The organism is Streptomyces sp. NPDC056169, from assembly GCF_042268445.1.
Taxonomy (GTDB): Bacteria; Actinomycetota; Actinomycetes; order Streptomycetales; family Streptomycetaceae; genus Streptomyces.
In genome coordinates, this window is the sequence record NZ_JBHJUO010000001.1 from 561,935 (window position 1) to 574,810 (window position 12,876).

Below are 12,876 nucleotides of genomic sequence, written 5' to 3' on the forward strand. Positions count from 1 at the left end.
CCGGAAGGCTGTCGTCCACCGGCCCCCGCTGTCACAATCCGGCGCATGACGGGGGCCGTGAACGTCCCGAAGAAGCACAAGGACCGGGTCCTGGTGCGGCGTTGGATGGAGCCGCGCGAGGAGGCGGTCCTGCGGGACGTCCCCGTCCTGATCCTCCAGAGGCTCAGGTTCTGGGGCGGCATCGCGGTCGCACTCGTGGTCAAGTGGCCCCTCGTCGTGAACGAGGGCAACCTCATCGTGCTCTGGTTACGGGACAGCGGCATCCGGCTGCTCCTCGTCCCGTTCCTGCTCCTCCTGACGGCGCCGCTCGTGACCGCCGCGTACTTCCTGATCGTCCGGCCGCCGACGCAGGGCCGCCTCGGCGAACGGCTGCGCGGCCCCCTCACGGCGGCCGGGGCCTTCCTCGGCCATCTCGTGCTCGCGGTCGGGAGCGTGGCGGCAGCCGTGGCCCTCTCCACGACCGTCGACGGGCAGCCCGTCCTCGTCATCGCCGGGATCCTCGTCTGCCTCTACGGGGTGGCGCGCGGCATGGCGTTCCTCTGCTTCGCGGTCCCGGCGGTCTCCCGCCACATGTTCCGCACGGTCGAGATCCACCCAGCGCTCCCGGCCCTGATCACCGTGGCACTCTCCTGGGAGCTCGCCCTCCAGGACGTCTTCCTCCCGCTGTCCCGCTGGCCGGAGGACCCGGTCCTGCTGCCCCTCGGCGGCGCCGCCGCGACCACGCTGATCGCGACGGCCGAACTCTGGCGGCTGTACGCCCGGCACGGCATGCGCTTCCGCCTCCTGACGACCAGGCCCACCAACCGCTAGGAAGCGGCGACGAGTTCGACCTCGAACCCGTCCGCGTTCTCCAGGTACGCCGCGTAGTGGCCCTCGCCGCCCGCGTACGGATGCCGGTCGGCGAACAGCAGCCGCCAGCCGTGCGCCGGCGCCTCGGCCGCGAGCGCGTCGACGGCGGCCCGGTCGCCCGCGTGGAACGCCAGGTGATTCAGCCCCGGCCGGAGCCGGTCGTGGGCGTCCCCCGTGCGGGCCGGGGACTGCTCGACGACGAGGTAGCAGGAGCCGAGCGCCCAGCTGCGGCCGCCCTCCCAGCGCTGGAAGGGCGCGTACCCGAGGGCGCCGAGGAGCCAGCCGAAGCTCACCTCGGCGCGGGCCAGGTCACCCACCCACAGCTCGACGTGATGCAGGGAACCGGTCGCGCCCACGTTCACAGCGTGCCCAACTGCACCGGAACCGGGGCTGAGTGAAGGATCGTCAGTCCGGACACCGCACGCGTCAGCGCCACGTACAGCCGCCGCAGGCCCGTCCGCTCGTCCGGTTCGCCGTCGACGACCGCCGCCGGCTCGTCGAGGACCACGTAGTCGTACTCCAGGCCCTTCGCGAGCGAGGCCGGGACCAGCGTCAGCCGGGACTCGGCGGTGGTCTCCTCGCCGGGGGAGAGGTACGCGAGCCCGGCCGCCGTCAGCGCCTCCGCCAGCGGGGCGATCCGCGCGTCGGCGGCGATCAGGCCGATCGAGCCCTCGTGGGCCAGGGACTCGACGCAGGCGGCGACGACGGCCGCGTCCAGCTCCTCCGGGTCCTCCGTGTGCCGGACGGCCAGCGAGCCCGGGTTCTCCCGGACCGACTCCACCGCCGCGAGCCCCGGCGACATGTGCGGAAGCAGCCGCGAGGCGTACGCGATCACCTCGCGCGGCACACGGAAACCGGCCGTCAGCTCCTCCACGACCGCCTCCGGCTTGCCCAGGTGCCCGAGCGCCTGCGCCCAACTCTCCGTCGCCCAGGGGGTCGTGCCCTGCGCGAGGTCGCCGAGGACCGTCGCCGAGCCGGTCGTGCAGCGGCGGCCCACCGCCCGGTACTGCATCGGGGACAGGTCCTGCGCCTCGTCGAGGACCACGTGCCCGAGCGAGTGCGTCCGCTCGACCAGGTCCCGGGTCTCGTCGATCAGCACCGCGTCCGCCGCCGACCACTTCGCCGACTTCACGCTCCGCGCCGGCTTCGCCCAGAGCAGCAGCTTCTGCTCGTCCTCGGTGAACAGCCCCTCGGCGTGCTCCGCCAGGAACTCCGCGTCGCCGAGCAGTCGCAGGACGAGCTTCGCGGGCTCCACCAGCGGCCAGCACTCCTTCACGACGGCCTTCACCGCCGTGTTCCGCGCGACCGCGTTCTGCACCCGGTCGTCGGGCGCCTCGCCGGCCTCCTCCATCCGCACGAGGACCGCGTGCGCGATCCGCTGCGGAAGCGCCTCACGGGCCGCCCCGTACCGGATGTCCCGGTCGAGCAACTCCCGTACCATCTCCTCGATTTCGTACGCGGGCACCCGCCACCTGCGCGAGCCGCGCACCACCATCAGGGACTCCTTCGGCATCGCGACGTGCGAACGGACCGCGCGCCGCAGCACCTCCGCCATCCGGGCGTCGCCCTTGACGACCGCCGTCGCCGCCTCGTCCGTCCCCCGCACCTCGACATGCGCGACGAGGTCGTCGACGGTCGCCTGCTGGACCTCCAACTCACCGAGTGCCGGGAGGACTTGCTCGATGTAGTGGAGGAAGGACCGGTTCGGCCCGATGACCAGGGTGCCGGTGCGGGCGAGCCGCTCCCGGTGCGCGTAGAGGAGGTACGCGACACGGTGCAGGCCCACGGCCGTCTTGCCGGTGCCGGGGCCGCCCTGCACGCACACCGTCCCGGACAGGTCGGAGCGGACGATCCCGTCCTGCTCCGGCTGGATCGTCGCGACGATGTCCCGCATGGGGCCGACGCGGGGCCGTTCGATCTCCGCCTGGAGCAGCCGGCTCGTCGTCTCCAGCTCCGCCGGGTCGGAGAGGTGCTCGTCCTCGTACGCGGTGAGGTCGCCGGCCGTGTACCCGAAGCGCCGCCGCAGCCCCACGTCCTGCGGGTCCTTCTTCGACGCCTGGTAGTACGGCTGCGACACCGGCGCACGCCAGTCGATCACCATCGGGTCGCCGTCGGCGTCATGGACGTGCCGCCGCCCGATGTAGAAGCGCTGCCCCTCCTGCGTGGTGTGCAGGTAGTCGAGGCGGCCGAAGAACAGCGGGGTGTCGGCGAGGTCCGCGAGCGCCTTGATCCGGTCCTCGATCTGGCGCCCGAGCACCAGGGAGTTGACCCAGTTCGCCGTGACGTCCTTGATGTCGAGCGCCTCGACGTCCTCGCGCATCGCGCGGAGGGCGGCGCGGGAGGAGGTCAGATGGGCGCGCTCGCGCGCGAGCGGATCGAGCACGGGGCCGGAAGCGGGGCCGGAGGCGGGCTCGGCGACGGGGCCGGAGGCGGGGTCGGAAACGGGGTCGGAAACGGGCACGGTGAAGCCTCCGGGCAGGTGGATACACGGACACGACGAGGTGGCCGCCGGTTTCCGGCCGGGCGGCGGCTCTCCACGGGGGAGGCGGGGAAGCTGGCGAGTGTAACTCCGTGCGGGTGCGCGGGGCGAATCGTTTTCACCCCCGTGGACCCGTAGGGGTCGGGGTCCGACGTAAGGGGGACCCCGATTCCACCCCCAGGCCGATGTGTTCGGAATGTCCGGATTCCATCATGGAGACATGACCGCGACGACCTTCACCCTCGTGACCACCGTCCCCCGACCCCGCACCCGCCCCCTCGCCGCCGCGTTCCACGCGATACGCGCGGTACGCGCCTTCGGCGGCGCGGCGGCCGGCGTCGTCCTCCTCGGCGACTACGGCCCGCCCGGGGCCGGCGTCAGGGACCCGCGCCCTGAGTACGCACCCGGCCCCGACTGAGTACGCGAACGCCTGGTGGCCGTTCCACCGCCCCTGATGTGATCAGGACATGGAGACGACGACCAGCACCACGGACACCCCCGGCCCGACCGCCTTCACCCTGCGCGTCACAGCGGGCTTCGGCCTGCTGCTCCTCCTGGCCTGCCTGGTGGCCACCTTCATGATCACCCTCGGCGACGCCGTCGGGGGCGACGGCGTCGGCGGCGTCTTCATCGCGGCCGGCTTCTGGGCCTTGGCCGCCGGAGCCGTGGCGGGCGTGGCGGCCCTGATCGTGCCCCGCCGGGCCCTGGTCACCGCCCAGTACTGCCTGGCGATCGCGGGCCCGTTCCTCGCCCTGATGGACTGAGGAACGACCCTTACGGGGCCAGCAGCTCGTCCGCGTCGACGATCCGGTACGCGTACCCCTGCTCCGCCAGGAACCGCTGCCGGTGCGCCGCGAAGTCCTGGTCGATGGTGTCCCGCGCGACCACCGAGTAGAAGTGCGCCTGGTGCCCGTCGGCCTTCGGCCGCAGGACCCGGCCCAGGCGCTGCGCCTCCTCCTGCCGGGACCCGAAGGTGCCCGACACCTGGATCGCGACCGTCGCCTCCGGCAGGTCGATCGAGAAGTTCGCGACCTTCGACACCACGAGCACGCTGATCTCACCCGTACGGAACGCGTCGAAGAGCTTCTCCCGCTGCGCGTTCGACGTCTCGCCCTTGATGACGGGAGCGTCCAGATGCTCGCCGAGCTCGTCGAGCTGGTCGATGTACTGCCCGATGACGAGGATCTGCTGCCCCTCGAACTTCTTCACCAGGGCCTCGGTCACCTTCCGCTTCGTCGCCGTCGTCGCGCAGAAGCGGTACTTCTCCTCCGGCTCGGCCGTCGCGTACGCGAGCCGCTCGGAGTCGGTCAGATTGACCCGGACCTCGACGCAGTCGGCGGGCGCGATGTAGCCCTGCGCCTCGATCTCCTTCCACGGCGCGTCGAACCGCTTGGGCCCGATCAGCGAGAACACGTCGGACTCGCGCCCGTCCTCCCGGACCAGCGTGGCGGTCAGCCCGAGCCGCCGCCGAGCCTGCAGATCGGCGGTGAACTTGAAGACGGGCGCGGGCAGCAGATGCACCTCGTCGTAGACGACGAGGCCCCAGTCCCGGGAGTCGAAGAGCTCCAGGTGCGGGTAGATGCCCTTCCGCTTGGTCGTGAGGACCTGGTAGGTGGCGATGGTGACGGGCCGGATCTCCTTCTTCGTCCCGCTGTACTCGCCGATCTCGTCCTCGGTGAGCGAGGTCCGCTTCACGAGCTCGCTCTTCCACTGACGGGCGGAGACGGTATTGGTCACCAGAATCAGCGTCGTCGCCTTGGCCTCCGCCATGGCGCCCGCCCCGACCAGCGTCTTCCCCGCACCACAGGGCAGCACGACGACCCCGGAACCGCCGTGCCAGAAGCCGTCGACGGCCTGCCGCTGGTACGGCCGCAGGGTCCAGCCGTCCTCGGCGAGCTCGATGGGGTGGGCCTCCCCGTCGACGTACCCGGCGAGGTCCTCGGCGGGCCAGCCCAGCTTGAGCAGCGTCTGCTTGATCTGCCCGCGCTCGGAGGGGTGCACGGCGACGGTGTCCTCGTCGATCCGCGCCCCGACCAGCGGCTGCACCTTCTTCGACCGGAGGATCTCCTCCAGGACGGGCCGGTCGGTGCTGGTCAGGACGAGCCCGTGGGTGGGGTGCTTGGAGAGCGTGAGCCGCCCGTACCGGTCCATGGTCTCGGCGATGTCGACGAGCAGCGCGTGCGGCACGGGGTACCGGGAGTACTCGACGAGCGCGTCGACGACCTGCTCGGCGTCGTGCCCGGCGGCCCGCGCGTTCCACAGCCCGAGCGGCGTCAGCCGGTACGTATGGATGTGCTCGGGCGCCCGCTCCAGCTCCGCGAAGGGCGCGATGGCCCGCCGGCACACCTCGGCGAGCTCGTGGTCGACCTCCAGGAGCAGCGTCTTGTCGCTCTGGACGATGAGGGGCCCATTCACGCGCGATCAGTCCTTCCCGGGCCGCTCCGAAGGCGGCGGCCAATCCTCCAGTCTGCCTGATGCACGGTGGTCGGCGCGATGCCGGCGTCAGACCTGGTCGTCCGCCAGTTCCGCCACGCCCGTGATCCGGTGCAGGGGGTACGTGCGGACCTCGTCGGCCGTGTGGTCGTAGCCCGTCACGAAGCCGCCCTCCACGCGGACCGGGGCGATGACCCGCTGGCTCGCCGCGCCCTCCGCGTTGACGTAGCCGATCCAGACCGCCGAGCCGGTCATCGCCGCCGCCTGGACCGTGGCCAGGGTCTCCGCCGCCGACGTGCGGGGGAGGGTGCCTGCGGTCGTCGGGGTCGTGGGTTCCTTGCGGACCGCCGTGGCCGCCCGGTCGCCCGCCCGGATCGCCTTGACCGCGGCCCCGAGGAGCGTGTCGTCCGGGGACGGCGGGCCGTCGGGGACCGGGACCGGGGCCGTACGGGCCGGGGTGCGGTACGCGTCCGCGCGGGCGATCAGGACGTCGCCCTCGGCCGACTCCGCCGCCGGGGCGTACCCCATCGACCGCAGCCCGTCGAGCAGCGACACCGGGTCCGTCTGCGCCGCGAGCACCGTCGGCGCGAGGCGCCGCAGCCCCAGCGGCGCGGACCGCCGGTCGGCCAGGATCTCGCCGAGGACCGTGTCGTCGTCGCAGCGCACGTACGCGGACGCCGCCCCGACCTTGAGGTGGCCGTGGCGTCTCGCGACGTCGTCCACGAGGTACGCGAGCGGCTGCGGGACGGGCGTCGTCGAGTGCTTCGCGAGGAACTCGTGCAGGTCGGTCGCCGTCTGGCCCGAGTCGAGCGCGCGCCGCACCGAGCCGGGCGTGAACCGGTAGACCGTCGCGCCACCCTTCGATTCCACGTCCGCGAGGACGCCCAGCGCGTCGGCGAGCGGCCGCCGCAGCGGCCCCGGCGCCACGGCCGTCAGGTCGGCCTGGAGGAGGACGTGGTCGACGGCCTCCGGGAGCAGCGGCGCCAGCAGCGTCGCCGCCCGCGTCGCGGCCACCGCCGGCTCCACCCCGCCGCCCGGCTCGGCGGGCGACGCCGCCTCGGCCAGCGGCAGGTTCAGCAGCGCGCGGGCCGGGCCCGACAGGGCGCCGCGCCCGGTGAGCCCGAGCAGCTCGGCCTCCTCCAGCGTCCACCGCGCGATCCGGGACCGCAGATCGGCCGCGCCCCCCGAGACCGCGCCCGCGCCGACCGCGCCGGCCGTGCCTTCGGCGCCCCGCAGCGGGCGCTCCCAGCGCAGCCGGGCCAGGAGCGACTCGGGGTCCGCCGCCGCACCCGGCGGGAGCGTCGCGAGCAGCATCAGCACCCGGTGACGGACCTCCGGGGCCGACGAACGGTCCAGGTCCGGGCCGAGCGCCGAGAGCGTACGGCCCTTCGCGTCCTGGCCGCCGACCAGACCGGACGTACGGGTCGCGGTCAGCCACGGCGTGACGAGCCGCGCCCACCGCTCGGCCGGCGGCAGGTCCAGCCAGTCGTCGTAGGCCGGCGTCGGCGCGTACCGCTCGTCCGCCTCGCCGTCCGAGGCGAGCAGCCCCGCCGCGTACCCGAGCTCCAGCCAGAAGCAGGCGATCTGCTCCGACACGTCCAGGGCCGCCGCGATCCGCTTCAGGTCCCGCACCGCGAGTCCGCCCGCGCGCAGCACCGGCGGGCCGCCCCGGTCCCAGGCCTTCAGCAACTCCTCGACCGTCGCGAGCGCCACGTACGCCTGCCCGGCGGCGGCACTGTCCACAACCTGTGGACGGTAGTCGCGCCCCACCACCGGCTCCGGCGGCACCGGCTCCGGCGCCCGGTGCGCCCGCCCGCCCCGCAGATGCAGCGCCACCTCACGCGGCAGCACCATCGTCCGCGGCGACACCGGCAACAGCAGCCCCCGGTCGCGCAGCCAGCGCACGGGCGGCGCGGGGTTCGCCGTCACCTCCCCGTACGGAGGACCCCACACCAGCCGGTCCAGGACGGCCAGCGCCTCCGGCGGCGCCGTGTCGAGCAGCTCGCCCATCCGCGTCCGGTCGGTGAAGAGCCCCGTCAGCGCGGCCACCGCCGACACCGGGTCGTGCGTCGACGTCAGACCGGCCGCCGCGATGATCTCCTGCACCCGGCCCGGCGACATCCCGGACGTCGCCTCCGCGACCGTCGGCCCGAGCCCCGTCGGCGACGGGTGCTGCGCCGACGGCGCGAGCAGCTCCCGCGCGGTCCGGACGAGCCGCAGCCGCTCGTCCTCGCCCCACACGAGCGCCTGCTCGCGCAGCAGGGCGACGGCGGCGGGCAGCGCCGCCTCGATCTCCGGCTCGCCCTCGTCGCCGGCGACCAGCGCGAGGAGTACGGAGTACGGCGTCGGGTCCGGGGCCACGGCGAGCGCCTCGGCCGTCTGGAGCGAGAAGCGGTCGAGCCGCTCGATCGCCCGGATCACGGAACCGCGCGTACCGGCCCGGGTCGCCAGCTGCGTCAGGTCGTTCGGCACGGGGCCCAGGAGGTCAGGCCGGGCGCGCAGCAGCGCGGCCAGGCCGTCGTCGCCCCGCGCGCGCAGCGCTTCCGCGAGCGTGCGCGGCGCCGCGGCGGCGCCAGATGCTTCGGCCACGTGCGCCTCCCGGTCGAGCTCACCGATCCCCATCCGCACCACGTTAGCCCCTGCCCGCGCGCTAACGTCGGGGCGTACCGGGCGAACCGGCCGTGGAGGGGCACTGTGGGGATCGAGAGCGACCAGTTGGTCTACGACTATCTGAGCCGGGTCGGCGATCTGGCACACCAGCGGCAGCTGCCGGCGGACGACCGGGCGCGGCTGGTGTCGACGCTGCGGAACGAGATCGACCGGCGGCGCGCCACGTACGGCGAGGAGTCCCCGGCGGCGGTCCAGGGCATCCTCGGCGCGCTGGGCACCCCGGACGAGGTGGTGCAACGGGCGGACGACACGCCGGGCGGGACGGGTGCGGCTGGCGGGGCCGGGGGCCCTGGTGGGACCGGTGGGACCGGTGGGACCGGTGGGACCGGTGGGACCGGTGGGGCTGGCAGGGCTGGTAGGACCCCTGGGATCGGCAGGACCAGCGGGACCGGTAGAGCCGGTGGGCCCGGTGCGACCAGTCGGACCCGTGGGGCCGGTGGGACGCCGGTGCCGTCCCCGCGATCCGGGAAGTCCGCCAAGCTCGCGAAGCCTGCCAGGCCCGCCAAGCTCGCGAAGCCCTCCGCCAAGCCGTCCGTGACACCCTCCGCCCCGCCCTCCCCGCCCCCGCCCCGCGACAGCGGCGGCCTGGACCCGGACTGGTGGCGGACCGACGCCACCCGCGCCACCGACGTCGACGTGACCGAAGGACTTCCCGGTTTCGTCGGCGGCATCGAGCGGCCGGACCTCTTCGAGCCCCCGGCCCCCGAGGCCGACGAGGAGGACGAGGAGTACGGGGACGAGGACGGCGCCCCCGGCCGGTGGCGCCGGATCGCCCGCGTCGTCCTGCGGCGGAAGACGGTCCTCGACCCGGAGCCGGCGGAGGCCGAGGAGCCGGACGAGGCGGAGGCCGCCCCCGCCCGCCCCCGGCTCGCGAACCCCTTCGTCCTGCTCGCCGCGCTGCTCCTGCTCGGCGGTGCCGTCTTCGGCTCGCTCGTCGCGCTCGCCGTCGGCTGGCTCCTCGCGTACGCCTCCCGCCGGCTGACCCCCGGCGAGGTCAAGGGCGCCGTCCTCGTCGTCCCCGGCCTCTCTGCCGCGGCCGGTGTCGTCTGGCTGTGGGGCAGGGTCGAGGGCCGCTGGGGCGAGGCCGTGGCCCCGGGCGGCCCCGCGATGAGCGCGGCGATCGCCGAGACCTGGCCCTGGGTGCTGCGGGGCGCGGCGGTCGCCTCGGCGCTCTTCCTGCTCTGGCGCTCCCGCAAGCACTGAGCCTGCTGGGCAGCCTGGGCACGCTGGCCCGCTGGCCCGCCGAGCCGCCCAGGCCCGCCGAGCCGCCCAGGCCCGCCGAGCCGCCCAGGCCCGCCGAGCCGCCCAGGCCCGCCGAGCCGCCCAGGCCCGCTGGGCCCGCCGAGCCCACCGAGCCCACTGAGCCGACCGAGCCCACCGAGCCCACCGAGCCGGCTCAGTCGGAGCTACGCCTCCGTCTCCTCCTGCCAGGGCGCCCCCGGTACCACCAGCGGCGAGCCCGTGACCGGGTCCGGGACGACGACCGACTCCAGGCCGAAGACGTCCCGTACGAGCTCCGCCGTCACGATCTCGGCCGGCGGGCCCTCCGCGACCACCCGGCCGGCCTTCATGGCGACGAGGTGGTCGGCGTACCGGGCGGCCTGGTTGAGGTCGTGCAGGACGAGGACGACGGTCCGCTCGCGCAGCCGGTTGAGGCGGCGGACCAGGTCGAGGACCTCCACCTGGTGGGAGATGTCCAGGTAGGTGGTGGGCTCGTCGAGGAGGAGCAGGTCGGTCTCCTGCGCGAGCGCCATCGCGATCCACACCCGCTGCCGCTGGCCGCCCGAGAGCGCGTCGACGGACCGGTCGGCGAGCGCGGCCACGTCCGTACGCGCCATGGCGTCGGTCACCGCCCGCTCGTCCTCCTCCGACCACTGCTTCCACCAGGCCTGGTGCGGCTGGCGGCCCCGGGAGACGAGGTCGGCGACGGTGATCGCCTCCGGCGCGACGGGTGTCTGCGGAAGGAGCCCGATGGAGCGGGCGATCCGCTTCGTGGGGAGCTTGGCGAGCTCCTCGCCGTCGAGGAGGACGGCGCCGCCGGCCGGCTTGAGGAGCCGGCCGAGCGCGCGGAGGGTGGTGGACTTGCCGCAGGCGTTGGGGCCGACGATCACGGTCACCTTGCCGTCGGGGATCGCGAGGTCGAGCTCGTGCACGACGGTGCGGTCCTCGTAGGCGAGGGTCAGCCCGCGCGCGGTCAGCCTGCCGGTGCCGGTGCCGGTGCCGGTGCCTGCGCCTCCGCCTCCGCTCGAACTCGTACCCGTGCCCGTGCCCGTACCCGTGCTCGTGCTCGTCATGCCTTGCCTTCCGTTCGGCTCCGGACGATGAGCCAGATCAGGTACGGGGCGCCGACCGCCGCCGTGAGGACACCCACGGGCAGTTCGACGGGGGAGAGGAGCCGCCTGGCGAGCAGGTCGGCGACGACCACGATCACCGCGCCCGTGAGCGCCGAGCAGAGCAGCGGGATCTGCGCGGTCCGCGTCATGCGGCGGGCGATCTGCGGGGCGAGCAGGGCCACGAAGTCGACCGGTCCCGCGACGCCCGTCGCCACGGAGGCGAGGACGACGCCGACGGCGACGAGCCCGAGGCGGACCCGGCCGAGCCGTACGCCGAGGGCGGTCGCCGTGTCGTCGTCGAGGGAGACCGTCCGCTGGGCGCGGGCGGCCCACAGCACGGCCGGCAGCATCAGGAGCAGCGTCCAGCGGATCGGCGCGGACTCGTCCCAGCCCCGCCCGTTGAGGGAGCCGGTCATCCAGATCTGGGCCTGCTGGGCGACGAGGTAGTCGCCCTTCGTCATGAAGAGGGTGGTGAGGGACCGCAGCGCGATCGCGAACCCGATCCCGATGAGGACGAACCGCGTCGCGTGCAGCCCGCCGCGCCAGGCGAACACGTACACGAGCGCGGCGGCGAGGATTCCGCCCGCGATCGAGAGGTACGGCAGCACGGTGTACGAGCCGATGCCGAAGGTCATCGCGGCGACGGTGACGGCCCCGGCGCCCTGGCTGATGCCGATGATGTCGGGGCTGGCGAGCGGGTTGCGGGCGACGGTCTGGATGAGCGCGCCGGCGATCCCGAAGGCGGCGCCGACGGCGAGGGCGACGACGAGCCGCGGCTCGCGCAGCTCCGCCACGACGAACGCCGACGGCGACGGCTCGCCGAGGAGGATCCGTACGACCTCAGAGGGGCCGACGAACCGCTCGCCGACGCAGAGGTACGCGACGGAGGCGGCGGCCAGGAGCAGCAGGAGGCCGCAGGCGACGAGGGCCGAGCGCCGATGGACGAGGAAGGACCCCCGCCCGGCGCGCACGAGCCCGTACCCGGCGGGCCGCGTACGGGACCCCGTACGGGACCGCGGACCGGCGGGCGGACGGGAGAGCGTCGTACTCACGCGGGCACCGCCTTCCGCCGCACCAGGGTGACCAGGAACGGCACCCCGATCAGCGCGGTCATCACTCCGGCGGGCACCTCGCCCGGCGGGAAGAGGATCCGTCCGGCGACGTCCGCGACGAGCAGTATCACCGGCCCGATCAGCGCGGCCATGGGCAGGACCCAGCGGTGGTCGGAGCCGACGACGGCCCGCGCGATGTGCGGTACGGCGAGGCCGACGAAGGCGACGGGCCCGGCGGCGGCGACGGCTGCGCCGGTCAGGACGGTCGCGCCGAGACCGCCGACGATCCGCACGGTCGCGACCCGCTGCCCGAGCCCCTTCGCCACGTCCTCGCCGAGCGCGAGCGCGTCGAGGCCGCGCGCCACGGACAGCACGAGGACCGCGCCGATCAGCAGGAAGGGCCAGATCTGGCCGACGATCTCGGTGTCGCGGCCGTCGAGGGAGCCGATCTGCCAGAACCGGAACTCGTCGAGCGCCGAGGCCCGGGTCGTGAGGATGCCGGTGGTGACGGAGAGCAGCAGCGCGTTGATCGCGGCCCCGCCGAGCGCGAGCTTCACGGGTGTGGCGCCGCCGCGCCCGCCGGAGGCGATCGCGTAGACGGCGACGGAGGCGAGCGCGGCGCCGCCGAAGGCGAACCACACGTACCCGCTCAGGTCGTGCACGCCGAGGAAGGCGATGGCGAGGACGACGGCCACCGACGAGCCCTGGCTGATGCCGAGGATGCCGGGGTCGGCGATCGGGTTGCGGGTGATGCCCTGGAGCGCGGTGCCGGCGAGGGCGAGCGCGACGCCGACCATCAGCCCGATGAGGGTGCGGGGGACGCGGAGCTCCCGGACGACCTCGGCGTCGTCGCCGGTGGCGCCGTGCAGCAGGGCGTCGAAGACGGTCGACGGGGCGATGGCGCGGGCGCCCACGGCGAGGCTGAGGAGGACGGCGAGCAGCAGGGCGACGACAGCCGCCGAGGTCGCGAGGACCCGTCTGGAGGGGAAAGCGGCTGGCATGCGGGACCCATCGGCGGAAGTGCGGGCTTGCGACCTTGCGAGGTTCGGTAAGGCTCGCC

At 74.3% G+C, this 12,876-nt stretch carries 11 protein-coding genes; 4 read left to right on the forward strand and 7 right to left on the reverse strand.

Going from position 1 to position 12,876, the window contains the following annotated elements:
- Positions 1-45: 45 nt before the first annotated feature.
- Complete coding sequence (locus ACFC0G_RS02555; RefSeq protein WP_376395926.1) at positions 46-810, forward strand: hypothetical protein; 765 nt, start codon at positions 46-48, stop codon at positions 808-810.
- On the opposite strand, the gene ACFC0G_RS02560 is transcribed toward ACFC0G_RS02555, so the two are convergent.
- Positions 807-1,205 (reverse strand): VOC family protein, encoded by a 399-nt coding sequence (locus tag ACFC0G_RS02560; protein WP_376395929.1) that lies wholly within the window; start codon positions 1,203-1,205, stop codon positions 807-809. The genes ACFC0G_RS02555 and ACFC0G_RS02560 overlap by 4 nt on opposite strands.
- 2 nt (positions 1,206-1,207) lie before the next feature.
- The gene (locus ACFC0G_RS02565; RefSeq protein WP_376396165.1) at positions 1,208-3,232 is read right to left on the reverse strand and encodes a HelD family protein; all 2,025 of its coding nucleotides are present in this window, start codon (positions 3,230-3,232) and stop codon (positions 1,208-1,210) included.
- A 316-nt stretch (positions 3,233-3,548) separates the two neighbouring features.
- On the opposite strand from ACFC0G_RS02565, the gene ACFC0G_RS02570 reads away from it, so the two are divergent.
- Together ACFC0G_RS02570 and ACFC0G_RS02575 are read left to right on the forward strand one after the other, a co-directional pair.
- A complete protein-coding gene (locus tag ACFC0G_RS02570; RefSeq protein WP_376395932.1) occupies positions 3,549-3,746 on the forward strand; it encodes a hypothetical protein in 198 nt (65 codons plus the stop codon).
- 49 nt (positions 3,747-3,795) lie between these two features.
- Complete coding sequence (locus ACFC0G_RS02575) at positions 3,796-4,092, forward strand: hypothetical protein (protein ID WP_376395935.1); 297 nt, start codon at positions 3,796-3,798, stop codon at positions 4,090-4,092.
- A 10-nt stretch (positions 4,093-4,102) separates the two neighbouring features.
- Here the strand turns inward: ACFC0G_RS02575 and ACFC0G_RS02580 are convergent, their stop codons facing one another.
- Both ACFC0G_RS02580 and ACFC0G_RS02585 read right to left on the reverse strand, forming a co-directional pair.
- Positions 4,103-5,743, reverse strand: coding sequence for a DNA repair helicase XPB (locus tag ACFC0G_RS02580; RefSeq protein ID WP_376395937.1), 1,641 nt, complete (start codon positions 5,741-5,743; stop codon positions 4,103-4,105).
- 87 nt (positions 5,744-5,830) lie between these two features.
- Entirely contained in the window at positions 5,831-8,383 is a 2,553-nt protein-coding gene (locus ACFC0G_RS02585) for a helicase-associated domain-containing protein (RefSeq protein ID WP_376395941.1), read from the reverse strand.
- A 495-nt stretch (positions 8,384-8,878) separates the two neighbouring features.
- Between ACFC0G_RS02585 and ACFC0G_RS02590 the strand changes: the two genes are divergently transcribed.
- On the forward strand, positions 8,879-9,634 hold the full coding sequence (locus tag ACFC0G_RS02590; protein ID WP_376395944.1) for a hypothetical protein: 756 nt from the start codon (positions 8,879-8,881) through the stop codon (positions 9,632-9,634).
- Positions 9,635-9,837: 203 nt separating this feature from the next.
- On the opposite strand, the gene ACFC0G_RS02595 is transcribed toward ACFC0G_RS02590, so the two are convergent.
- From ACFC0G_RS02595 to ACFC0G_RS02605, 3 genes are read right to left on the reverse strand one after another with little or no spacing between them, the layout of a single operon-like run.
- Entirely contained in the window at positions 9,838-10,725 is an 888-nt protein-coding gene (locus ACFC0G_RS02595) for an ABC transporter ATP-binding protein (protein ID WP_376395947.1), read from the reverse strand.
- Positions 10,722-11,816, reverse strand: coding sequence for a FecCD family ABC transporter permease (locus ACFC0G_RS02600; RefSeq protein ID WP_376395950.1), 1,095 nt, complete (start codon positions 11,814-11,816; stop codon positions 10,722-10,724). Before ACFC0G_RS02600 ends, ACFC0G_RS02595 begins: the two co-directional genes overlap by 4 nt.
- The gene (locus tag ACFC0G_RS02605; RefSeq protein ID WP_376395953.1) at positions 11,813-12,817 is read right to left on the reverse strand and encodes a FecCD family ABC transporter permease; all 1,005 of its coding nucleotides are present in this window, start codon (positions 12,815-12,817) and stop codon (positions 11,813-11,815) included. The genes ACFC0G_RS02600 and ACFC0G_RS02605 overlap by 4 nt, the downstream gene beginning before the upstream one ends.
- Positions 12,818-12,876 lie beyond the last annotated feature (59 nt).